Here is a 21,059-nt window from a genome sequence, read left to right as displayed (position 1 = left end):
CGGACCCTCCGAGCTGCTGTAGAGTCTCGTTTCGCAGCCGCCGGTACGGGGCCGCGAAACCTGGTCCTGTGGAGCAGTTTGGAGTGCTCGCCACCCTGTCAAGGTGGAGGCCGCGGGTTCAAATCCCGTCAGGACCGCAGTAGCAGTGAGGAAGAGCCCGTATCCACATCGGATGCGGGCTCTTCCGCTGTCCCCCCTCACCACCCCGTTCACAGGTGACCCCATTGCATACGGCAAGCGCCGTCGACGCCCTGGTCACGCGGCAGTAATGGCGTACCCAAATCGACCGGGCCGGGGCCGCGTCTCCTTGACGAGGCCAACGGCCGGGGGTACCTAAGCAGAAGGGCCCCACGCTCACCGCATCCACGGGCCCGCACCGGGGGTGGTGTGCGTGACGGCATCGACGACCAAGCATGAGACCCGCGCGCTGTTGCGCGCCCATCTGGCGGCCGCGTCCGGCCGACCGCATCGCACCGGGTACTGCCCGATCTGTCATCGCCTCCAGCGGCTCGCCATGGAGTCCTCGGCGAACGACGATCTTTTCCTCGAAGAGTGCTTCCTGGACGACGAGTTAGCCGAGGGCCAGGCCGCCTCGGCTCCGTGACCGACCGTACGAGCGCGATCCATCCGGTAGCGCTCCCACTGTTGGCAAGACTTTCGCGGTGTGACGCTAGTCACCGAATGAGTTTCTGGAATGACGGCGCTTACACCCCACCTACAATCGACCAATTTAATATGTGCAATTGCACCCTCTCCCGAACCCCTCCGGAGGTGCCTTCGACACCCCCCGCACAGCGCCCCAACAGGGCCGGGACACCGCCTCCCCGGCGCACAAAAAAGATCGCGCTGGACCCGGCGGAGTCCAGCGCGATCGACGACTTACCCCGTGATGCGAGGGCATGGGGCCTGTTGGGGCAGGCGCCCGTCGTGTGGAGCTATGGGTCGGGACGACCGAGTTTGGGGGACCCGGCTGTGCCCTGCTTGTAGTTGCGCCCTAATGAGCCTTACTGAGTTGTTCAGGCCTCGCTGCGCTGCTGCGGAATACCCGCAAGCAGTGCGCGGACCTCTGCCTCGCGATACCGGCGATGCCCACCGAGCGTGCGGATGGACGTGAGCTTGCCGGCTTTTGCCCAGCGAGTGACCGTCTTCGGGTCCACGCGGAACATCGTGGCAACCTCAGCCGGGGTCAGCAGCGGCTCGGCATCAGGGGTGCGAGCGGTCATGAGCGGCCTCCTCGGGAGAACCGAACCATCTCGGTTCTTTCCTCTAAATTCTGCACCTTGACCCGCGTTGCCCGAAATGGCGGACGCGGGCCGAGTCGGTTATAGGACGAACGGCTTGTCCTCGGCACTACAACTACACCATCCGTCCAGCCACGTCGGCCAAACCGATGGAATTGCCCTCTGAGGTGTTCATCAGTGGCGGAAGCCGATGGACCATGCCATAGCGGACAGTCACGTCACAGATACGATCAGTCACAGAGCGATCAGGAGTCAACAGACCCCCCATATAGAGTGCAATGCTGAGCGTTCCGCCCACACTTGGACGGAAGGAACCCTCCCCGGACTCCTTGTCCTATTTTGACACGAGGGTGGGTGATGGGCGCAAGAGCCCCGTTAGTGCGGTCCGTCACGCTTGAGGCAAAGGCCCGGATCGGGACCTCTGCCCTAGGCCCGGTTCACCGCCCGTGAAGGACCGCGCACTGCCCGTTTCGGCGCCCGTTTCCCTGCGCCCGCTGCCCGTCACCCTCCGCCGCGCGGGAGTCGGGAAGGGAGACGGAGGATGAACACGGATGAACTCAGTTCGCGAACTGGCGGTCCCGGACCGCCCGCCACCGCTCCGTGAGCCGTCCGTACGCCTCCCCGGCACCCTCGTCGTCCCCGTCCCGCAGCGCCGTGATCGCCGCCGCCACATCGGCCGCCGAGTGGTCCTCGGCAAGCTGAGCGCAGGACAGTACGTGCACCAGACCTCCGTAGTCCAGTTCGACCAGTGAGCGCGGATGGAACTCCTCCAGCCAGCGCCCGACGTCCACCAGGCCGTCGATCAGCGGACCGTCGTCCACGGTGTCCCGCAGGGTTTTCAGCGAGCGGGCCAGCCGGCGCCTGGCCTGCACCATCGGGGTCCGGTACCGCAGCACGCGCGCGCCGCCCGGTTCCGTACCGCCCCGCTCGGCCCCGTCCGGTTCGGCGCCGTCCGGCGCCGCCCCACCTGGCTCAAAAGTGCGCTCGTCATCGGAGAAGAGCGTGAACCAGCGCACCGGCACCTGCCAGACGGCCGTCCGGATCCACGGCCGCGCGTCCGGGTTGCTGTCCCGCCAGCGCTCGTAGTCCTTCGCCGCCTGCCCGCGCACCACCGGCGGCAGTACCGCGTCCAGCAGCGGTACGGGCAGCAGCTCCCCCAGCTCCTCAAGCGCCAGCCAGCCGCGCAGCCGCGTCCGCCAGGGACAGACGCACACCACACCGTCCACCTCGGTGATGAAGGCGTCCGCGCTCTCGTGCACCGGCACGGGCACCGGCGGAGTGGGCAGCAAGTCGGCCAGGGAGCGCCGTAGTTCGTCCTGTGCGGTCGGTGTTCCGTCCCGGGCGGCGTAGCGTCGCCAATGGCCGCGCTCGGGCTCGGCGAAGGCCGCCAGCGGCTCGTAGACCCGCAGGTAGGACGCGTAAGGGACGAGAACTGAAGACACCGCAGGCATGCGGCGCATCGTCCCATGCCCGTACCCCACAAGGGGGTGATCCTCGGCACTGCGGCTGATCTGCGCCCCCGCAGGAATTACTCTCTTGCTTGCTCGACCGCCCAACCGTTCAACGGTCCCTCCCCCACCCAGCAGGAGGGGCCTTCCCACCGCCGCTTCGTACTTGGGAGTCACCACAGTGACCGATGTGACCGGCGCTCCTGTCGACGTACTGCACACCCTGTTCCGTTCGGAGCAGGGAGGCCACGAGCAAGTCGTGCTCTGCCAGGACCGTGCCAGCGGCCTCAAGGCCGTTATCGCCATCCATTCGACCGCCCTGGGCCCCGCCCTGGGCGGCACCCGTTTCTACCCCTACGCGTCCGAGGAAGAGGCCGTCGCCGACGCGCTGAACCTCTCCCGGGGCATGTCGTACAAGAACGCCCTGGCCGGGCTCGACCACGGCGGCGGCAAGGCCGTGATCATCGGGGACTCCGCCCAGATCGAGGGCGGCAGAAGGACCGAGCTGCTGCTGGCCTACGGCCGGTTCGTGGCCTCGCTCGGCGGCCGGTACGTCACCGCCTGCGATGTCGGCACGTACGTCGCGGACATGGACGTCGTGGCGCGCGAGTGCCGGTGGACCACGGGACGGTCCCCGGAGAACGGCGGGGCGGGCGACTCCTCGGTCCTGACGGCCTTCGGGGTCTTCCAGGGCATGCGGGCGAGCGCGCGGCACCTGTGGGGCGACCCGTCGCTGCGCGGCCGTACGGTCGGGGTCGCGGGCGTCGGCAAGGTCGGGCGGCATCTCGTGGAGCATCTGCTCCAGGACGGCGCGCAGGTCGTCATCACGGACGTACGGGAAGAGTCGGTCACCCGCATCACCGACCGCCATCCCCAGGTCGCCGTCGTCGCCGACAACGACGCGCTGATCCGCACCACGGGCATGGACATCTACGCCCCGTGCGCCCTCGGCGGCGCGCTGAACGACGAGTCCGTGCCCGTCCTCACCGCGGCCGTGGTGTGCGGAGCGGCCAACAACCAGCTCGCCCACCCCGGTGTCGAGAAGGACCTCTCGGACCGCGGGATCCTCTACGCGCCCGACTACGTGGTGAACGCCGGCGGAGTGATCCAGGTCGCCGACGAACTGAACGGGTTCGACTTCGACCGGTGCCACGCGAAGGCCGCGAAGATCTTCGACACCACGCTGGCGATATTCGCACGTGCGAAGGAAGACGGTATTCCGCCGGCCGCCGCGGCGGACAGGATCGCCGAGCACAGGATGGCGGAAGCCCGCCACCGCTGACCGTGCGCGAGGCCCGCGTGACCTGCGCGGGACCGCGCGGGGGGCCGTTCGGGAGACCAGACTCACGCCGGTCGGCGGGTCGCCCGGCAAGAAGAGGTTAAAATCGCAGCTGACCAGCGAGGACGGGGCGCCTCGTTGGTCCTGCGGAAAGGCGCGTCATGCGGGCGGCGTACCGTATGGCCGCGGAAGCAGGTACCGTTGAAGCCCTACGGACGGGTCTCTCCGCGGAGAGCTCGTTCTGATTCATGAACGCGTGTCAAGACTCTGGGGCCGTCGAGCCCCGTCACCGAGGGGGTCGAGCCATGGGGCGCGGCCGGGCCAAGGCCAAGCAGACGAAGGTCGCCCGCCAGCTGAAGTACAACAGCGGCGGGACTGACCTGTCGCGTCTGGCCAACGAGCTGGGCGCATCGCCTTCAAGTCAACCACCGAACGCGGAGCCGTTCGAGGATGACGAAGAGGAAGATGACCCGTACGCACAGTACGCGGATCGGTACAACGACGACGAGGACGAGGACGACGAGTCCGGACCCTCGACGCGGCGCCGCGGCGCTTGACGTCCTTATACGTCGATATACCCCGAGCAGTAGCTCATTGCCCGGTCCTGGGCGGTAGTCCGGGACCGGGTTCTGTGCTGTCCGCTTCTGCCCGGTCCCGTACCGTCCTGGGGCCCCGGCGATGCCGGGGCGGCCCCCAGGACAGACAGGTCTGTCCGCACTCAGCCCGCGTAGTCACTCAGCGCGCGTAGTCGCCGGTCAGCGTGGCGCCGGTGGAGCGGCCGGCCCGCTCGGTGATCTCTCCGGCGACCCAGGCGTCCACCCCTCGGTCGGCGAGCGTGGTGAGCGCGGCGCCGGCCGACTCCGCCGGGACGACGGCCATCATGCCCACGCCCATGTTCAGCGTCTTCTCCAGCTCCAGGCGCTCCACCCGGCCCGCCGTTCCGATGACGTCGAAGACCGCGCCGGGCGTCCAGGTCGAGCGGTCCACCGTGGCGTGCAGTCCGTCCGGGATCACCCGGGCCAGATTGGCCGCCAGACCGCCGCCGGTGATGTGGCTGAACGCGTGCACCTCGGTGGTCCTGGCGAGCGCCAGACAGTCCAGCGAGTAGATCTTGGTCGGTTCGAGCAGTTCCTCGCCGAGGGTGCGGCCGAACTCCGCGACCTCGCGGTCCAGCGACCAGCCGGCCCGGTCGAAGACCACGTGCCGGACCAGCGAGTACCCGTTGGAGTGAAGACCGGAGGACGCCATGGCGATCACCGCGTCACCCGTACGGATACGATCCGCGCCGAGCAGCCGGTCCGCCTCGACCACACCCGTACCGGCGCCCGCGACATCGAAGTCGTCCTCGCCGAGCAGTCCCGGGTGTTCGGCGGTCTCGCCGCCGACCAGGGCGCAGCCGGCCAGCACACAGCCTTCGGCGATGCCCTTGACGATGGCGGCGACGCGCTCGGGGTGGACCTTGCCGACACAGATGTAGTCGGTCATGAAGAGGGGCTCGGCGCCGCAGACCACCAGATCGTCGACGACCATGCCGACCAGATCGTGACCGATCGTGTCGTACACGCCCATCTTGCGCGCGAGATCCACCTTCGTACCGACGCCGTCGGTGGCTGAGGCGAGCAGCGGGCGCTCGTAGCGTTTGAGGGCGGAGGCATCGAAGAGGCCGGCGAAGCCGCCGAGGCCACCGAGCACCTCGGGGCGCCGGGTCTTCTTCACCCACTCCTTCATCAGCTCGACCGCGCGGTCACCGGCTTCGATATCGACGCCCGCGGCGGCATAGCTGGCACCAGTAGTCGTTTCGGACATGGCTGGGTACTTTCCTGTCGTCTTGCGGTCGTCTGTTGGGACGGACGGTCACGGGCGGGGAGGGACGCGGGCGGCTACGGGCGGCGGAGCGCGTCCGTGGCGGCGGTGTTGGCCGGGCCCGCCGCCAGCTCGGTCTCCAGCAGCTGCTTGCCGAGGAGCTCGGGGTCGGGAAGATCCATCGGGTACTCGCCGTCGAAACAGGCGCGGCAGAGGTTCGGCTTGGCGATGGTCGTCGCCTCGATCATCCCGTCGAGGGAGATGTACGCCAGGGAGTCGGCCCCCATGGAGACGCCGATCTCCTCGACCGTCATACCGTTGGCGATCAGCTCGGCGCGGGTGGCGAAATCTATCCCGAAGAAGCACGGCCACTTCACCGGGGGCGACGAGATCCGGATATGGACCTCGGCGGCGCCCGCCTCACGGAGCATCTTGACCAGGGCGCGCTGGGTGTTGCCGCGGACGATCGAGTCGTCGACGACGACCAGACGCTTGCCCCGGATGACTTCCTTCAGCGGGTTCAGCTTGAGGCGGATGCCCAGCTGGCGGATGGTCTGGGACGGCTGGATGAAGGTCCGGCCGACATAGGCGTTCTTGACCAGGCCCGAGCCGTACGGGATACCGCTGGCCTCCGCGTAGCCGATCGCGGCCGGGGTGCCGGACTCCGGGGTCGCTATGACGAGATCCGCCTCGACCGGAGCTTCCTTGGCGAGTTTCCGCCCCATTTCGACCCGGGACAGATAGACGTTCCGTCCGGCGATGTCCGTATCGGGACGGGCCAGATAGACATACTCGAAGACACAGCCCTTGGGCTTCGCTTCCGCGAATCGCTGCGAACGGAGACCGTTCTCGTCGATGGCGATCAGCTCGCCGGGCTCAATCTCCCGAACGTACGAGGCGCCGCAGATGTCGAGAGCGGCGCCCTCGGAGGCGACGACCCAGCCACGCTCGAGCCGGCCGAGGACCAGCGGGCGGATGCCCTGGGGGTCGCGGGCGGCGTAGAGCGTGTGCTCGTCCATGAAGACGAACGAGAAGGCGCCCTTGACGTCGGGCAGCACCTTGGCGGCGGCGTCCTCGACCGTGAGGGGCTTGCCGTCCTCGTCGACCTGGCTGGCGAGCAGCGCGGTGACCAGGTCGGTGTCATTGGTGGCGGCGACGCGGGTCGTCCGGCCGTTCTCCTTGGGCAGATCGGCGACCATCTCGGCGAGCTGGGCGGTATTGACCAGATTGCCGTTGTGGCCGAGCGCGATGGAGCCGTGGCCCGTGGCCCGGAAGGTCGGCTGCGCGTTCTCCCACACCGAGGCTCCGGTGGTGGAGTAGCGGGCATGGCCCACCGCGATATGGCCGAGGAGCGAGCTGAGGGAGGTTTCGTCGAAGACCTGCGAGACGAGACCCATGTCCTTGAAAACCAGGATCTGGGACCCATTGCTCACTGCGATGCCCGCGGACTCCTGTCCACGGTGCTGCAGGGCATACAGTCCGAAATAGGTGAGCTTGGCGACCTCTTCGCCCGGGGCCCAGACTCCGAAGACGCCACAAGCGTCCTGGGGGCCTTTCTCTCCGGGGAGCAGGTCGTGGTTGAGTCGTCCATCACCACGAGGCACGCCACCGAGTGTAGGCGAGATCGACCACTGGTCCGAATTGGGGATACGGACCGGCCCCCCGCCGGCCCTCGGACTACTTGCCCGGAGCGGGCGCGGTGGCGCTCAGCCCCTGGCCGTCGGCGGCCGTGAGGGCCAGCCCGCGGTGACGCAGCTCATAGGAGACCTTGCCCTCCAGCACCTTCTGAACCTGGCGTTCCAGGGTCATTTCGGGCCCCGGGCAGAGCTTGCGGGTGGAGCTGACCCGGCCGATCGTGAGCGTGGCCGGAGCACCGGACGCGGACTCGGAGAGCCGCGCGGGCGCGCTGAAGGAGTTGCAGCCGAGGCTGCCCTCCATGGACAGGTCCTTGCCGTCCTTACGGAACGTGAAACGCGCCTTGCCATCCGTCCCCTTGGGCAGGGAGGTCGCGGTGGCGCCCTGGGCCAGCGCGTCGACGGTCCACTCGGTGCCCACGAGGGGCGCGGGGGGCTCGGAGGTGAGGGCGATCGCGTCGCCGTCGGCGGTGGTGAGCGTGAGCCGTTTGTCCTGGACAGTGGCCTTGAGCCGGCCGGAGAACGCGCCGTCCAGCGCCTTCTCGAAGGTCTCCAGCTCCTTCGGACAGCCGATCAACGTGGTCTCCTTCTCGCCCACGGTGATCGTGTCGCCCTCGACGGTGACATCCGCGCCGATGGAGTTGCAGCCCGTCGTCGCGCTGGCCCGGCCCTGGGAGTCGATCTCCACGCTGGCACCGGCGGGGGCCGCGGTCTTCCGGCCGCCGACGGTCACGCTGTCGACGTTCCAGCGCACGTCGGTGAGGGCGGTCTCGGTCCGTACCTCTCCGCCGGAGCCCGCGCCGGCGCCCGATCCGGAGCCCGATCCGGACTCCGTACCGCAGGCGGTCAGTGTGAGCAGAGCGACGGTAGTGACGGCTGTGACAGTGGTGAGTGGGGTGATCCGCTGCTTCGGCATACCCCTGGGACGGGACAAGCGGGGCTCCGGTTCCGCCGGTTCTGCCTCTGTCGCCCGGGTGGCGGGGTCCCGTCACCCCATGAGCGGGAGCAGCCCGGCCAGATCCGCGCGCTCTCCACTGGCCCTGACCCGCGCCGTGTCGAGCGCGTCGCGCCAGGTCGTACGCCCGGTGGCGAGCCTGACCCAGGTCAGCGGATCGGTCTCCACGACATTCGGCGGCGTCCCACGGGTGTGCCGCGGCCCCTCCACGCACTGCACCACGGCGTACGGCGGGATCCGTACCTCGGTGGAGGCCCCGGGCGCCTTCACCGCGAGGGCGTCGGCGAGCAGCCGCGTACAGGCGGCGAGCGCCTGCCGCTCGTACGGGACGCTCAGCCCGGTCGCCCGGTTCAGGTCGTCGGTGTGGACGATCAGCTCCACGGTCCGGGTGACCAGATAGTCCCCGAGGCGGATGGCCCCGATCCGGGTGGCCAGCAGCCGGTCGTCCGGGGCGCCCGGCAGCAGCGCGGCGATCCGGGTTCCGGCACGCTCGAACAGCTCGTCGGGGGTGGCGGACGCGGCGAGCGCGCGAATGTCCTCGGAGATGGCCGTGGCGTGGGTGGCGGTCGTGAACGGCCACTCGGGCAGGACGACCACGGGGCCGGGCGGCGGTCCGGGGTATTCGGGCTGTTCGAGATAGCGGTTGACGGACTCCACGGCCATGCTGAGATGCGCGGCCAGCTCGCGAACGGTCCAGTCGCCGAGCGCGGTCGGCAGCGCGAGCTGCTCGGGGGTGAGCCCGGCGACTGCCTCGCGTACGGTCCCGAACTGGGTCAGGACAGCGGTCCGGATCTTGGCGGAGTCGTAGCTGCGCAGACGCTTCTTGGCCGGTGGCATGGCGCGAGCATATGCGCGGCCCCCGGCCGGCCGCCGGGGTCCTTACGTATCCCCGCCACGACTGGCGCGAAGTGACCGCGACGGCGCGTGATCCCGGCACCGCCGTTGCGCACCGAATTCCGTCCTGCCCGCTTTCGGTCCGTACGAATGGGGCGAATTCCGGGCGGAAACGCGCGTCCCCGGCGCGGCGGGGATATACGCCGGGCCGCCGACGGGCCCCCGTCCGGTGGAGACCGGGCGGGGGGCTCATCGCCGCGTTCGGAAACGCGGATGCGGCTCGGCTACGGACCCGGATACGGCTCGGATACGGCCGTGCCTCAGGCCAGCAGCGCGGGGATCGTGCCCTCGTGGGCGTCCTTCAGCTCGGCCAGCGTGACGCTGAACTCGTCCTGGATCTCGATCGCCTCGCCGTCCACGACCCCGATCCGGGTCACGGGCAGCCCGCGCGCACCGCACATGTCGGTGAAGCGAAGCTCCTCGCTGCGCGGTACGGAGACGACCGCGCGCCCCGCGGACTCGCTGAGCAGGAACGTGAACGCGTCCAGACCGTCCGGCACGACCAGCCGGGCGCCGTTCCCGCCGCGCAGGCAGGACTCGGTGACCGCCTGGATCAGACCGCCGTCGCTCAGATCGTGCGCCGCGTCGATCATGCCGTCACGGGACGCCGAGATCAGGATCTCGCCGAGCAGCTTCTCCCGGTCCAGGTCCACGGCCGGCGGCAGCCCGCCGAGGTGGTCATGGACGACCTGCGACCAGGCCGAGCCACCGAACTCCTCGCGCGTCTCGCCCAGCAGATAGAGGAGCTGGCCCTCTTCCGCGAAGGCGATCGGCGTACGGCGGTTGACGTCATCGATCACACCGAGCACGGCGACGACCGGCGTCGGGTGGATGGCCGTCTCGCCGGTCTGGTTGTAGAGCGAGACATTGCCGCCGGTGACCGGGGTGCCCAGCTGGAGGCAGCCGTCCGCCAGACCGCGGGTGGCCTCGGCGAACTGCCACATGACGGCCGGGTCCTCGGGCGAGCCGAAGTTCAGGCAGTCGGAGATGGCGAGCGGCGTGGCGCCGGAGGCGGCGACATTGCGGTACGACTCGGCCAGCGCGAGCTGTGCGCCCGTGTACGGGTCGAGCTTCGCGTACCGGCCGTTGCCGTCGGTCGCCATGGCCACGCCGAGGTTCGACTCCTCGTCGATCCGGACCATTCCGGCGTCCTCGGGCTGCGCGAGAACGGTGTTGCCCTGCACGAACCGGTCGTACTGATCGGTGATCCACGCCTTGGACGCCTGGTTAGGCGACGCGATCAGCCGCAGGACCTGCTCCCTCAGCTCGGCGGAGGTCGCCGGACGGGGCAGCTTGTTGGCGTCGTCCGCCTGGAGGGCGTCCTGCCAGTCGGGGCGCGCGTACGGCCGGTGGTAGACGGGACCGTCGTGCGCCACCGAGCGCGGCGGTACGTCGACGATCTGCTCGCCGTGCCAGAAGATCTCCAGGCGCTCGCCCTCGGTCACCTCACCGATGACGGTGGCGATGACGTCCCACTTCTCGCAGATCTCCATGAAGCGGTCGACCTTGTCGGGCTCGACCACCGCGCACATGCGCTCCTGCGACTCGCTCATGAGGATCTCCTCGGGCGAGAGGGTCGCGTCACGCAGCGGCACGGTGTCCAGCTCGACCCGCATCCCGCCCGAACCGGCGGACGCCAGCTCGCTGGTGGCGCAGGAGAGCCCGGCGCCGCCGAGGTCCTGGATACCGGCGACGAGCTTCTCGCGGAAGATCTCCAGGGTGCACTCGATGAGCAGCTTCTCCTGGAAGGGGTCGCCGACCTGGACGGCGGGCCGCTTGGCGGGCCCGGTCGACTCGAAGGTCTCGGAGGCGAGGACGGACACGCCGCCGATGCCGTCGCCGCCGGTGCGGGCGCCGTACAGGATCACCTTGTTGCCGGGGCCCGAGGCCTTCGCGAGGTGGATGTCCTCGTGCTTCATCACACCGATACAGCCGGCGTTGACCAGCGGGTTGCCCTGGTAGCAGGCGTCGAAGACGACCTCGCCGCCGATGTTCGGCAGGCCCAGGCAGTTGCCGTAGCCGCCGATGCCCGCGACGACGCCGGGCAGGACGCGCTTGGTGTCGGGGTGGTCGGCGGCGCCGAAGCGGAGCGGGTCCACGACGGCGACCGGGCGGGCGCCCATGGCGAGGATGTCGCGCACGATGCCGCCGACGCCGGTGGCCGCGCCCTGGTAGGGCTCGATGTACGACGGGTGGTTGTGGGACTCGACCTTGAACGTGACCGCGTACCCCTGGCCGACGTCCACGACGCCCGCGTTCTCACCGATGCCGACGAGCATGGCGTCGCTGGCCGGGGCCTTCTCACCGAACTGCTTGAGGTGCACCTTGCTGCTCTTGTACGAGCAGTGCTCGGACCACATGACGGAGTACATGGCCAGCTCGGCGCCGGTGGGACGGCGCTCCAGGATCTCGCGGATCCGGGCGTACTCGTCCTCCTTGAGGCCGAGTTCCTTCCAGGGCTGCTCGGCCTCGGGCGTGCCGCTCGCGTGCTTGACCGTGTCGAGGGTCTTGATGGTCATCAGGCGCTTACCAGCTTCTTCAGGATCGAGGTGAAGAACCCCAGGCCGTCGGTACGGCCCGTACCGATCAGCGGCTCCACCGCGTGCTCGGGGTGCGGCATCAGGCCGACGACATTGCCCGCCGCGTTGGTGACTCCGGCGATGTCGCGCAGCGAACCGTTGGGGTTGCCGTCCAGATAGCGGAAGGCGATCCTGCCCTCGGCCTCCAGCTCGTCGAGCGTGCGCTCGTCGGCGACGTACCGGCCGTCGATGTTCTTGAGGGGTACGGAGATCTCCTGGCCGGCCTCGTAATCGGCGGTCCAGGCGGTGTCCGTGGTCTCCACCCTCAGCTTCTGGTCACGGCAGATGAAGTGCAGGTGGTTGTTCCTGAGCATCGCGCCGGGCAGCAGATGGGACTCGGTGAGGATCTGGAAGCCGTTGCAGATACCGAGGACCGGCAGACCGGCCTTCGCCTGCTCGATGACCGTCTCCATCACCGGGGAGAACCGGGAGATGGCGCCCGCCCGCAGATAGTCGCCGTAACTGAAGCCGCCGGCCAGCACGACGGCGTCGACCTGCTTGAGGTCCTTGTCGCGGTGCCAGAGGGAGACGGGCTCGGCCCCGGCGATCCGGACGGCTCGCAGACTGTCCCGGTCGTCCAGCGTGCCGGGGAAGGTGACGACTCCGATACGAGAGGTCACTTCGACTCCTCGACCTTCACGATGAAGTCTTCGATGACGGTGTTGGCGAGAAAGGTCTCGGCCATCTCATGGATACGGGCGAGGGCGGCGTCGTCGACCGGCCCTGCCACCTCAAGCTCGAAGCGCTTCCCCTGGCGGACGTCGGCGATCCCCTCGAAACCGAGGCGGGGCAGTGCGCGCTGCACCGCCTGGCCCTGCGGGTCGAGGATCTCCGGCTTGAGCATGACGTCGACTACGACGCGTGCCACTGGCACTCCCGGTGGTGTGGTGCGGCTGGTTCTCGCTGCTGTCTTCTCCGGGGAATCCCCCAGACCCCCCGAGCTCTCTCAGCGTACCCGGCTCGAAAATCTACGCGGGTAGATATGGTGGTTCGCAGATCACGCCGCGATTTCGACCCCGGCGACAACGGGAAAAATCCAGGGAAAAAGTCGCATCCGCCATTGCCGTGGGACACGCTGATGTAATTGGCTGGGCTTCACAATGCGACGCCTGCCGCTGTACAAAGGAATACAGAAGAAAGCAGCATTGCCCCATAACAGCCGGAAGGCCGGTATCACCGCACGTCAGCCGCGTTTCCCGGCGGCGACGGAGGCGGGCGGTACCGCAGGAAAGGACCGATATCCGTGGCGCAACGCGTAGTGGTCACGCTCTCCGACGACATCGACGGAGGAGAAGCGGCGGAAACGGTCACGTTCGGCCTGGACGGGAAGTCGTACGAGATCGACCTCAATCCCGCCAATGCAAAGAAACTGCGCAAGGCCCTGGCACCGTTCATGGCCGCAGGCCGAAAGCAGACAAACGCCAGCAAGCACGGCAAGTCTCGCACCACCTACCAGCACACCACCCTCGCGCCCGACCCGGCGGCGGTCCGCGCCTGGGCGCAGTCCCACAAGATGGAGGTGCCGGCCAGGGGCCGGATCCCCAAGCGGGTGTACGAGGCGTTCCGCGAGGCGAGTTGAGCCCACGGCGCCCGGGTCCGCGGGCTCGGCGCGACCCGGTCCCGCGGACAGTGCGCCCCGAGGCGCACGGAGTTGCACAGCACCCCCATTGATCGGCTAGAGTTTGGACCACGCCGAGGGGCAAGGCCGAAAGGCCAAACCCCAAGCAGCGTGCGGGTGTAGTTCAGTAGTAGAACGCCCCCTTTCCAAGGGGGAGGCGCAGTGTGCAATTCCTGTCACCCGCTCTGCATCGCTCTCCGATCCAGTGGTCCGCTGGTTCATCTGGATCAGGTAGAGTGGTGCTCGCGTCGGACTTCCGACGCAGTGCGGACGTAGCTCAGTTGGTAGAGCGCAACCTTGCCAAGGTTGAGGTCGCCAGTTCGAACCTGGTCGTCCGCTCAGAGATGAAGGCCCCGGTCGCTTTGACCGGGGCCTTCTTCGTTTGTCCCGGTGTCCCGATGTCCCGGTGCGTGTCCGCGCCGCCGATGACAAATGTCATCCGCCGCGATGACACCGCGCACTGCCGTCCCCACCGCTCCGGCGGAAACCTCGAAGCATGATGAACGACGCGGTAATCGAGGTGGAAGAGCTGAGGCGGGCATACGCCGGCGGCTTCACAGCGGTGGACGGTATCTCCTTCTCCGTGGGGCGCGGGGAACTGTTCGCGCTGCTGGGGACGAACGGCGCCGGCAAGACTTCCACCGTCGAACTGCTGGAGGGCCTCGCCCGGCCCAGCGGCGGCACGGTCCGGGTGCTCGGCCATGATCCGTACACCGAGCGGACGTCCGTCCGGCCCCGGATGGGGGTGATGCTCCAGGAAGGCGGCTTCCCGTCCGATCTGACGGTCGCCGAGACCGTACGGATGTGCGCCGGCTGCACCACCGGGGCACGGCCCACCCCCGAGGCGCTGGCTCTGGTGGGGCTCACCCAGCGCTCCGGCGTACGGGTCAAGCAGCTGTCCGGCGGGGAGAAGCGGCGCCTGGATCTGGCGCTCGCGCTGCTCGGCCGCCCCGAGGTGCTCTTCCTCGACGAGCCGACGACCGGGCTGGACGCCGAAGGACGGCGCGACACCTGGGAATTGATCAGGGAGCTGCGGGACGGCGGCACGACCGTGCTGCTGACCACGCACTATCTGGAGGAGGCCGAGACCCTCGCCGACCGGCTGGCGATCATGCACCGGGGCCGGATCGATGTCACCGGCACCCCGGCCGAGGTGACCGCCTCCCGGCCGGCCCGGATCCGCTTCGTCCTGCCCGAGGACATCCCCGCCGGACGGCTCCCGCTGTCCCTGCGGGCGGCGGCCAACGGACGTGCGGTGGAGATCCGTACGCGACGGCTCCAGCGGGATCTGAGCGAACTCCTCCGATGGGCCGAGGAGTCGGGGGTGGAGCTGGAGGCGCTGGACGCGCGGTCCGCCTCCCTCGAAGAGGCCTTTCTCGATATCGCGGCGCGCGGCACGGAAACGACGGAAACAGCGGGAACAGCGGGAACGGTCGGAACGGCGGGAACGGTGGACGCGCGATGAGCACGGTGAGCTCGAAGAAGACGGAAAGCCTCCGGAGCGGGGAAACCGGCATACGGACGACAACGACCGGAGACCGCCTCAAGTCGCTCGGCCGGGCCGAGTTCTCGCTCCTCCTGCGGAACAGAACGGCGCTGTTCACCGCCCTGTTCGTGCCGCTGGGGATGATCGTGGCGATCAGACAGTCGCTCGGCGAGCTCGACCTCGGCGAGACCGGGTTCAGCGCCCTTGAGGCGGCGATGACCGGCGGCATCGGCATGGTGCTGGTGCTGGCCGTCTACGGCAGTCTCACCTCCGCGTACACCGCGCGGCGTGAGGAACTCGTACTCAAGCGGCTGCGCACGATGGAGGCGTCCGACCGGGAGATCCTGATCGGCACCGCGCTGCCGGCGGCCGGGCTGGCGTTCGTACAGTCCGCCGTGATGATCGCCGCCGGAGTCGTGTTCCTCGATGTCCGCGCGCCGCAGCAGCCGGTGGTGCTGGTCGGTGGGCTGCTGATCGGGCTGCTGCTGCTCAGCGCGCTGGCCGCCGTGACCTCCGCGTTCACCCGTACCGTCGAGAGCGCTCAGATCAGCACCATGCCGCTGTTCATGGTCTCGGTGATCGGCTCGGGGCTGTTCATCCCGCTGGAAGCGCTGCCGGAGCGCATGGCCTCGATCTGCGAACTGCTGCCGGTGACCGGGACCATGACACTGATCCGCGCGGGCTGGCTCGGCGGGACGGAAGGGTACGACCTGCTCGGCGCGGCGCTGAGCGCCTTGGTTTGGACCATCCTCTCAGTGTTTGCTGTACAGCGATGGTTCCGCTGGGAGCCACGTCGCTGAGACACGGACACAGGCACCAGGACACCGAGGAAGGGCGCGATGTCCAGACTGACGGGCTGGTGGAACGGCAGGGGCGGGCCGGCCAGGAGCAACATGGTCAAGGTGGAGCTCTACACCCGCTGGACGTTCCATGCCCTCGTGGGCCTCGAAGTCGGCGCGATCGGCGTTCCGCAGCTCTTCGACGGGGCCGGGGGCGAGGTCGGGGGGCAGCTCGGCGGCTGGCTGTTCCTGTTGGTCATCACGCATGCCGTGATCTGCGGTGTGCTGCTGTCCATGGCGATGGACTGGCGTCTCGGCCGACGTGAGCAGCCCGTACGGCTGATTCTGAGCGTTTCCGCGCTGACCGGCGGAGGCATCATCACCCTGCTCGCACTGCGGAATGCCAATTCCATTCCACAGGATCAGAGCTACGCGTTTCTCTTGATGGGGATCGCCGGTTTCGGCCTGGCGGCGATCGCTCTGGGCCTGCGCACGGCGGCGCACAGGGTGTACGCCGTGCTCGGCACGGCGACCGGGACGGCGGTCATGAGTCTGGTGCTGGGGCTGGAGTGGAACAACGCCGTCGCGAACGCGGCCGGGGTCACCGCCACGAGTGCGGCTCTCGCCGTCACCTATGTCTTCTCGGCCTGGTTGGTCAGCGTCGTCTGGGAGCTGGACGAGGCACGCGAGCTGCATACGCGGCTCGCGATCGCGGAGGAGCGACTGCGGTTCGGGCGCGATCTGCACGATGTCATGGGCCGCAATCTCGCGGTGATCGCGCTGAAGAGCGAGCTGGCGGTCCAGCTGGCCGAGCGTGACCGGCCGGGAGCGGTGACCCAGATGACCGAGGTGCAGCAGATCGCGCAGGACTCGCAGCGGGAGGTACGGGAGGTCGTACGCGGCTACCGGGAGGCGGATCTGCACACCGAACTGGAAGGGGCCCGGGGGGTGTTGAAGGCGGCGGGCATCGACTGCCGGATCAACGGCGGCGATGTCGAAGGGCTGTCCGCCGAGATCCAGTCGGCTCTCGGGTGGGTGGTACGGGAAGCGACGACGAATGTGCTGCGGCACGGGGACGCCCGGCGGTGCACCGTACGGCTGTCGCGGACCGGGGAGTCCGAGGAGTCCGGGCCCTTGGCCGGGCGCCGCAGGTCCGGCGATGGGTCCGGCGGTGGGTCCGGCAGCGGATACGGCGGTGGATCCCGCGGCCGGGAGGCGGTCCTGACCGTGGAGAACGACGGGGTGCCGGCCGCCGGCGCCGACGGGTTGGCCGGGAAGGGCGCCGGGCTCGCGCGACGCGGATCGGGACTGTCCGGGAAAGGCTCCGGGCTCGCCGGACTGCGGGAGCGACTGGCCGCGCTGGACGGGACCCTCGAAGCGGGGAGTACGGCGGACGGTTGCTTCGTACTGACCGCGCGGGTGCCGCTGCCGAGGACGGTCACCGAGCCCACGGGGCACACAGGACACCCGGGGCACACCGGGCGCGTCCGTCCCGTGTCCGATGCGGGCGGCGAGGTCGGCAAGGCCGGCGGGACTCTCACCAGTGAGACCGGCGAGACCGGCGAGACCGAGACCGGCGAGGAAGTGACGGTATGAGTCCTGTTCGCGTCCTGCTCGCCGACGACGAGCATCTGATCCGGGGTGCGCTCGCCGCGCTGCTCGCGCTCGAAGACGATCTCGTCGTGGTCGCCGAGGCGGCCTCCGGACCCGAGGCGCTGGCGATGGCACGGGCCCACCGCCCCGATGTGGCCGTACTGGATCTCCAGATGCCCGGCGCGGACGGTGTGAAAGTCGCCACATCGCTCCGTACCGATCTGCCCGGCTGCCGGACGATGATCGTGACGAGCCATGGCCGGCCCGGCCATCTGAAGCGGGCACTGGCCGCGGGCGTACGGGGCTTCGTACCGAAGACGGTGAGCGCGCGGCAGCTCGCCGAGATCATCCGTACCGTCCACGCCGGGAACCGTTTCGTCGACCCCGAGTTGGCCGCTGACGCCATCTCGGCCGGGGACTCGCCGCTGACCGCACGGGAGGCCGAGGTCCTGGAGCTGGCGGCGGACGGAGCACCGATCTCGGAGGTCGCGGAGCGCGCGTCGCTGTCGCAGGGGACCGTACGGAACTATCTGTCGTCGGCGGCCTCCAAACTGGGGGCGGAGAACCGGCATACGGCGGTGCGTCTCGCACGCGAGCGAGGTTGGGTATAGTTGGCTCCGCGCCACGGCGCACGCGGACGTAGCTCAGTTGGTAGAGCGCAACCTTGCCAAGGTTGAGGTCGCCAGTTCGAACCTGGTCGTCCGCTCAGTGCGGAAGCCCCCCGGTCGAATCGATCGGGGGGCTTCTCTGTGTTCCGGTGACGTCGTGTTCCGGTGACGTCGTGTTCCGGTGACGTCTTTCGGCCCCGGCACCGGCCCCGGCTCGTGCGGGGCCGGGGCTTACTGCCAGCTCAGGCCGGTGAGGACTTCGTACGCCTCCAGATACTTCGCGCGGGTCGCGTCGACGATCACCTGCGGCAGCGGGGGCGGCGGCTGCTCGCTCCGGCGGTCCCAGCCGGAGGCCGGGGAGGTCAGCCAGTCGCGTACGTACTGCTTGTCGTACGACGGCTGCGGGTGGCCCGGCTCCCAGGTGGCGGCCGGCCAGAAACGCGAGGAGTCGGGGGTCAGCACCTCGTCGGCGAGGACCAGGTGATCGCCGTCGAAGCCGAACTCGAACTTGGAGTCGGCGAGGATGATCCCCCGGTCGCGGGCGATGTCCCGGGCCCTGCCATAGATGTCGAGAGTCGTCCGGCGCAGCAGGGCGGCGGTCTCCGCGCCGGTCTGGTGGGCCACTTCCTCGTACGGGACGTTCTCGTCGTGATCACCGACGGCCGCCTTGGTGGCGGGCGTGAAGATCGGGGCGGGCAGCTCGGAGCCGTCCGTGAGCCCTTCGGGGAGCGCGAGCCCGCAGACGGTGCGGGTCTGCTCGTACTCGGCGAGGCCCGAGCCGGTCAGATAGCCACGGGCGACGCACTCCACCGGGATCATCCGGAGCGACCGGCAGATGAGCGTGCGGCCGGCCCAGTCGGCGGGGGCGCCCGGGGGAAGGTCGGTGGAGATCACATGGTTGGGCACGAGGTCGCTGAGCTTCTCGAACCACCAGAGCGAGAGCTGGGTGAGCACCCGGCCCTTGTCGGGGAATTCGGTGGGCAGCACCCAGTCGTACGCGGACATTCGGTCACTGGCGACCATCACGAGGTCGCCCGCCTCGTTCCGGTACAGCTCCCGCACCTTGCCGGTGTGGATGTGTACCAGACCCGGCACCTCGACGGGCTCGGGCTTTTCTACGAATCCGGACACGGTTCCTCCCCGTGGTTCTGTCCGATCTGAGAGATCGCCTCGATTCTCCCGTATGCGGGAAGTCCCAGCTCGCAGGGGTGCCGTGAGCCGTTTACTCCATTCCGAAGACGCGCGGCCGGCCGGGTGTGTGGGCGGCGGTTGGGTGTGTGGGCGGTTGGGTGTGTGCGCGGTCGGCTGTGTGCGCGGTCGGCTCCCTGGCCCCTCAGTCCCGCTTGCAGATCCGGTCCAGGAGGTTGGCGGTCGCGCGCTGGATACGGGGATCCACATGACCGGGCCGGTCCAGTGCCGGTGACCACGCGAAGGTTCCCGACGCGAAGACGAGCGCGCCGGACGGGGCCCGGTAGAGCGAGGTCTCCTGGTGGCGCCTGCTGTTGTCGAGATCGCGGTACGGGGAGTGCGCGAGCAGGATCCGGTCCCGGTGTTCGGGGAGCGCGGTGCGCGGGAAGTAACGGTCCGCCTCACCCGCGACCAGACCCTCGATCTCATCGTCCTCGGTCGCGCCGGTGGCTTCCCAGAGCCAGTGATCGGCGTTCCGTACGACCAGGGGGCGGGGCTCGGGGACACGGCCCGCGTACTGGATACCGAGCAGCTGCTGCTCCGGCCGGTCCACCTCACGCCAGAGCGCGGGGCGGCCAGGACCGCGTCGCTTGCGGCAGGTGAGCAGCCGGTCGGGGACGCCGGAGGCCGAGGGTCCCAACTCCACCTGCCAGTACATGGTGTTGGCGGAGAGGAAGACGAGTGAGGTGCCGCCGTCCCGCGCGGCCTCGACCGTCCGGCGCATGGGGACGGACCAGTACTCGTCATGGCCGGGGAAGACCAGGCCCCGGTAGCGGCTGGGGTCGACGCGGCCCGCGTGCAGATCGCGGGTGTCGGCGTAGGCGAGGTCGTAGCCGTACCGCTCGGCCCAGCGGATGAAGTCGTAGGCGTGGCCGACATGGAGGGGCAGCCCCGCGCCCGCGTAGGGGCGGTCGAAGGAGACGGTCGTGGCGGCGTCGCGCTCGCCGAGGAGCCGGCCCTCCTCGTCCCAGGCGTGGTAGAGGCTGGCGCCGGTGTGGCCGTCCTCGGGATAGAGGTTGTAGGCCTGCCAGGTGATGTCGGGGAGGAGCAGGAGCAGGTCGGCGGGGTGGCTGTCGCGGACCGTGAAGGGGATGTGGGAGCGGTAGCCGTCGACCGTCGTGAGGACGGCGACGTAGGCGCCGAGGGCCCAGAACTCCGGGATCTGGAGCCGCCAGGAGAGCCACCAGTGATGGCACGAGACGGTCCGGTCGGCTGCGAGCGGGGGCGGTTGGACGATTCCGGAGAGCCGGGGGCTGGTGATGATCTTGCGGGCGCCGTCGCCGCCGTAGTGCCCGATCCGGTAGATGTCGACCGAGAACTGCTGGGGCGGGTCGACGGTGACATGGAAGTCGATGGCCTCGCCGGGCGCGACGGCGCCGGTGGACGCGAAGCCCTTGATCTGGCGTCGTACGTCGTCGGCGGTACGGGTGCCACCACTGCCTGCGCTGCCGCCGTGATGGCCGCCGTGGTGGCCGTGACCGGCGTGGTTGCCCTGGCCGGCGTGGTTGCCCTGGCTGCCGCTGCCCAGGTGTGGATCGGCGTACCAGGGCACGACATGGCCGGTGTCGTCGAAGTAGTTCTCACTGCCGCGCAGCCAGGGCAGCGGGCCCTGGCCGAAAGGATCGCTGACCGCGTGGGCGAGCGCGCCCGATTCCCACCGCCGGATCTGATCCGCCCCCATGGTGCGCCCCTCCTCCGAGCCCCCGCGCCATCAGGTGGCACGACCGTTGATAAATGCGCCGACGCGAGCGCCGACGCGCCGGTGATACGACCGTTTATCCGGCCGGTGAAGCGGTCGGGTGTAAGCGGCGATCCCCAGCACATCACATTACGCACGCACTCCGTCACCGTTCGTTGCGAATTAACCTTAACGGAAGGCGACAATGGTGATGCACGGTGTGATAAAGGGTGGGCTCCCATCGCCGTGCGCGGGGCTGCGCCGGGCCTGTCGCCG

19 protein-coding genes and 4 tRNA genes are annotated in these 21,059 nt (G+C 69.2%); 12 read left to right on the top strand and 11 right to left on the bottom strand.

The genetic code is table 11. The features are described from left to right. Positions 1 to 62 precede the first annotated feature (62 nt). Both AB0M67_RS09755 and AB0M67_RS09750 read left to right on the top strand, forming a co-directional pair. Positions 63 to 137, top strand: a tRNA-Asp gene (locus AB0M67_RS09755). 254 nt (positions 138 to 391) lie between these two features. Next, positions 392 to 604, top strand: a complete 213-nt coding sequence (locus AB0M67_RS09750) for a DUF6274 family protein (RefSeq protein WP_365744391.1) — start codon at positions 392 to 394, stop codon at positions 602 to 604. 412 nt (positions 605 to 1,016) lie between these two features. Here the strand turns inward: AB0M67_RS09750 and bldC are convergent, their stop codons facing one another. Both bldC and AB0M67_RS09740 read right to left on the bottom strand, forming a co-directional pair. Next, positions 1,017 to 1,223, bottom strand: a complete 207-nt coding sequence (gene bldC, locus AB0M67_RS09745) for a developmental transcriptional regulator BldC (RefSeq protein WP_003949541.1) — start codon at positions 1,221 to 1,223, stop codon at positions 1,017 to 1,019. 575 nt (positions 1,224 to 1,798) lie between these two features. Beyond that, entirely contained in the window at positions 1,799 to 2,692 is an 894-nt protein-coding gene (locus tag AB0M67_RS09740; RefSeq protein ID WP_365744389.1) for a hypothetical protein, read from the bottom strand. 178 nt (positions 2,693 to 2,870) lie between these two features. Here AB0M67_RS09740 and AB0M67_RS09735 point away from each other — a divergent pair, with 178 nt between their 5' ends. Continuing rightward, entirely contained in the window at positions 2,871 to 3,971 is a 1,101-nt protein-coding gene (locus AB0M67_RS09735; RefSeq protein ID WP_365744387.1) for a Glu/Leu/Phe/Val dehydrogenase dimerization domain-containing protein, read from the top strand. Between the two features lie 302 nt (positions 3,972 to 4,273). Next, positions 4,274 to 4,525: a DUF3073 domain-containing protein gene (locus tag AB0M67_RS09730; RefSeq protein WP_351419769.1), complete on the top strand. Its 252-nt coding sequence runs from the start codon at positions 4,274 to 4,276 to the stop codon at positions 4,523 to 4,525. Positions 4,526 to 4,703: 178 nt separating this feature from the next. On the opposite strand, the gene purM is transcribed toward AB0M67_RS09730, so the two are convergent. The 7 genes from purM to purS form a co-directional block, all read right to left on the bottom strand. Next, positions 4,704 to 5,774, bottom strand: coding sequence for a phosphoribosylformylglycinamidine cyclo-ligase (purM, locus tag AB0M67_RS09725; protein WP_365744384.1), 1,071 nt, complete (start codon positions 5,772 to 5,774; stop codon positions 4,704 to 4,706). Between the two features lie 74 nt (positions 5,775 to 5,848). Further along, complete coding sequence (gene purF, locus AB0M67_RS09720) at positions 5,849 to 7,375, bottom strand: amidophosphoribosyltransferase (protein WP_249951648.1); 1,527 nt, start codon at positions 7,373 to 7,375, stop codon at positions 5,849 to 5,851. Positions 7,376 to 7,448: 73 nt separating this feature from the next. Further along, on the bottom strand, positions 7,449 to 8,339 hold the full coding sequence (locus AB0M67_RS09715; protein WP_365744382.1) for an META domain-containing protein: 891 nt from the start codon (positions 8,337 to 8,339) through the stop codon (positions 7,449 to 7,451). Positions 8,340 to 8,393: 54 nt separating this feature from the next. Then, on the bottom strand, positions 8,394 to 9,197 hold the full coding sequence (locus AB0M67_RS09710) for a sterol carrier family protein (RefSeq protein ID WP_365744380.1): 804 nt from the start codon (positions 9,195 to 9,197) through the stop codon (positions 8,394 to 8,396). Positions 9,198 to 9,514: 317 nt separating this feature from the next. After that, the gene (gene purL / locus AB0M67_RS09705; RefSeq protein ID WP_365744378.1) at positions 9,515 to 11,773 is read right to left on the bottom strand and encodes a phosphoribosylformylglycinamidine synthase subunit PurL; all 2,259 of its coding nucleotides are present in this window, start codon (positions 11,771 to 11,773) and stop codon (positions 9,515 to 9,517) included. Then, positions 11,773 to 12,453: a phosphoribosylformylglycinamidine synthase subunit PurQ gene (gene purQ, locus AB0M67_RS09700; RefSeq protein ID WP_365744376.1), complete on the bottom strand. Its 681-nt coding sequence runs from the start codon at positions 12,451 to 12,453 to the stop codon at positions 11,773 to 11,775. Before purQ ends, purL begins: the two co-directional genes overlap by 1 nt. Further along, entirely contained in the window at positions 12,450 to 12,701 is a 252-nt protein-coding gene (purS, locus tag AB0M67_RS09695; protein ID WP_365744374.1) for a phosphoribosylformylglycinamidine synthase subunit PurS, read from the bottom strand. Before purS ends, purQ begins: the two co-directional genes overlap by 4 nt. Positions 12,702 to 13,076: 375 nt before the next feature. On the opposite strand from purS, the gene AB0M67_RS09690 reads away from it, so the two are divergent. The 8 genes from AB0M67_RS09690 to AB0M67_RS09655 all read left to right on the top strand — a co-directional run bounded on the left by AB0M67_RS09690 (position 13,077) and on the right by AB0M67_RS09655 (position 18,015). After that, positions 13,077 to 13,412: an Lsr2 family protein gene (locus AB0M67_RS09690; RefSeq protein WP_365744372.1), complete on the top strand. Its 336-nt coding sequence runs from the start codon at positions 13,077 to 13,079 to the stop codon at positions 13,410 to 13,412. Between the two features lie 152 nt (positions 13,413 to 13,564). Beyond that, positions 13,565 to 13,636, top strand: a tRNA-Gly gene (locus tag AB0M67_RS09685). Between the two features lie 81 nt (positions 13,637 to 13,717). Beyond that, a tRNA-Gly gene (locus AB0M67_RS09680) sits at positions 13,718 to 13,790 on the top strand. Between the two features lie 157 nt (positions 13,791 to 13,947). Continuing rightward, positions 13,948 to 14,916 carry an ABC transporter ATP-binding protein gene (locus tag AB0M67_RS09675; protein WP_365744370.1) on the top strand — a complete coding sequence of 323 codons (969 nt, stop codon included), beginning with the start codon at positions 13,948 to 13,950 and terminating at the stop codon, positions 14,914 to 14,916. Continuing rightward, complete coding sequence (locus AB0M67_RS09670) at positions 14,913 to 15,737, top strand: ABC transporter permease (protein WP_365744368.1); 825 nt, start codon at positions 14,913 to 14,915, stop codon at positions 15,735 to 15,737. The genes AB0M67_RS09675 and AB0M67_RS09670 overlap by 4 nt, the downstream gene beginning before the upstream one ends. A 39-nt stretch (positions 15,738 to 15,776) precedes the next feature. After that, a complete protein-coding gene (locus tag AB0M67_RS09665) occupies positions 15,777 to 17,312 on the top strand; it encodes a histidine kinase (protein ID WP_365744366.1) in 1,536 nt (511 codons plus the stop codon). After that, positions 17,309 to 17,920, top strand: coding sequence for a response regulator transcription factor (locus AB0M67_RS09660; RefSeq protein ID WP_365744364.1), 612 nt, complete (start codon positions 17,309 to 17,311; stop codon positions 17,918 to 17,920). Before AB0M67_RS09665 ends, AB0M67_RS09660 begins: the two co-directional genes overlap by 4 nt. 22 nt (positions 17,921 to 17,942) lie before the next feature. Beyond that, a tRNA-Gly gene (locus tag AB0M67_RS09655) sits at positions 17,943 to 18,015 on the top strand. Between the two features lie 133 nt (positions 18,016 to 18,148). Here AB0M67_RS09655 and AB0M67_RS09650 read toward each other — a convergent pair. Then, complete coding sequence (locus tag AB0M67_RS09650; RefSeq protein WP_365744362.1) at positions 18,149 to 19,048, bottom strand: phosphoribosylaminoimidazolesuccinocarboxamide synthase; 900 nt, start codon at positions 19,046 to 19,048, stop codon at positions 18,149 to 18,151. Positions 19,049 to 19,250: 202 nt separating this feature from the next. Beyond that, complete coding sequence (locus AB0M67_RS09645; protein ID WP_365744360.1) at positions 19,251 to 20,786, bottom strand: N,N-dimethylformamidase beta subunit family domain-containing protein; 1,536 nt, start codon at positions 20,784 to 20,786, stop codon at positions 19,251 to 19,253. Positions 20,787 to 21,059 lie beyond the last annotated feature (273 nt).

Source organism: Streptomyces sp. NPDC051662 (genome assembly GCF_040681655.1).
Taxonomy (GTDB): domain Bacteria; phylum Actinomycetota; class Actinomycetes; order Streptomycetales; family Streptomycetaceae; genus Streptomyces.
The sequence above is the reverse complement of the archived record's forward strand: the minus strand, read 5'-3'. Positions and strand labels throughout refer to the sequence as shown.

What these genes read in the sequence shown, in the direction of transcription:
- bldC (WP_003949541.1), bottom strand. Translation starts at nt 1,223, where the DNA reads ATGACCGCTCGCACCCCTGATGCCGAGCCGCTGCTGACCCCGGCTGAG.
- AB0M67_RS09740 (WP_365744389.1), bottom strand. Translation starts at nt 2,692, where the DNA reads ATGCCTGCGGTGTCTTCAGTTCTCGTCCCTTACGCGTCCTACCTGCGG.
- AB0M67_RS09730 (WP_351419769.1), top strand. Translation starts at nt 4,274, where the DNA reads ATGGGGCGCGGCCGGGCCAAGGCCAAGCAGACGAAGGTCGCCCGCCAG.
- purM (WP_365744384.1), bottom strand. Translation starts at nt 5,774, where the DNA reads ATGTCCGAAACGACTACTGGTGCCAGCTATGCCGCCGCGGGCGTCGAT.
- AB0M67_RS09710 (WP_365744380.1), bottom strand. Translation starts at nt 9,197, where the DNA reads ATGCCACCGGCCAAGAAGCGTCTGCGCAGCTACGACTCCGCCAAGATC.
- purL (WP_365744378.1), bottom strand. Translation starts at nt 11,773, where the DNA reads ATGACCATCAAGACCCTCGACACGGTCAAGCACGCGAGCGGCACGCCC.
- AB0M67_RS09675 (WP_365744370.1), top strand. Translation starts at nt 13,948, where the DNA reads ATGATGAACGACGCGGTAATCGAGGTGGAAGAGCTGAGGCGGGCATAC.
- AB0M67_RS09670 (WP_365744368.1), top strand. Translation starts at nt 14,913, where the DNA reads ATGAGCACGGTGAGCTCGAAGAAGACGGAAAGCCTCCGGAGCGGGGAA.
- AB0M67_RS09665 (WP_365744366.1), top strand. Translation starts at nt 15,777, where the DNA reads ATGTCCAGACTGACGGGCTGGTGGAACGGCAGGGGCGGGCCGGCCAGG.
- AB0M67_RS09660 (WP_365744364.1), top strand. Translation starts at nt 17,309, where the DNA reads ATGAGTCCTGTTCGCGTCCTGCTCGCCGACGACGAGCATCTGATCCGG.
- AB0M67_RS09645 (WP_365744360.1), bottom strand. Translation starts at nt 20,786, where the DNA reads ATGGGGGCGGATCAGATCCGGCGGTGGGAATCGGGCGCGCTCGCCCAC.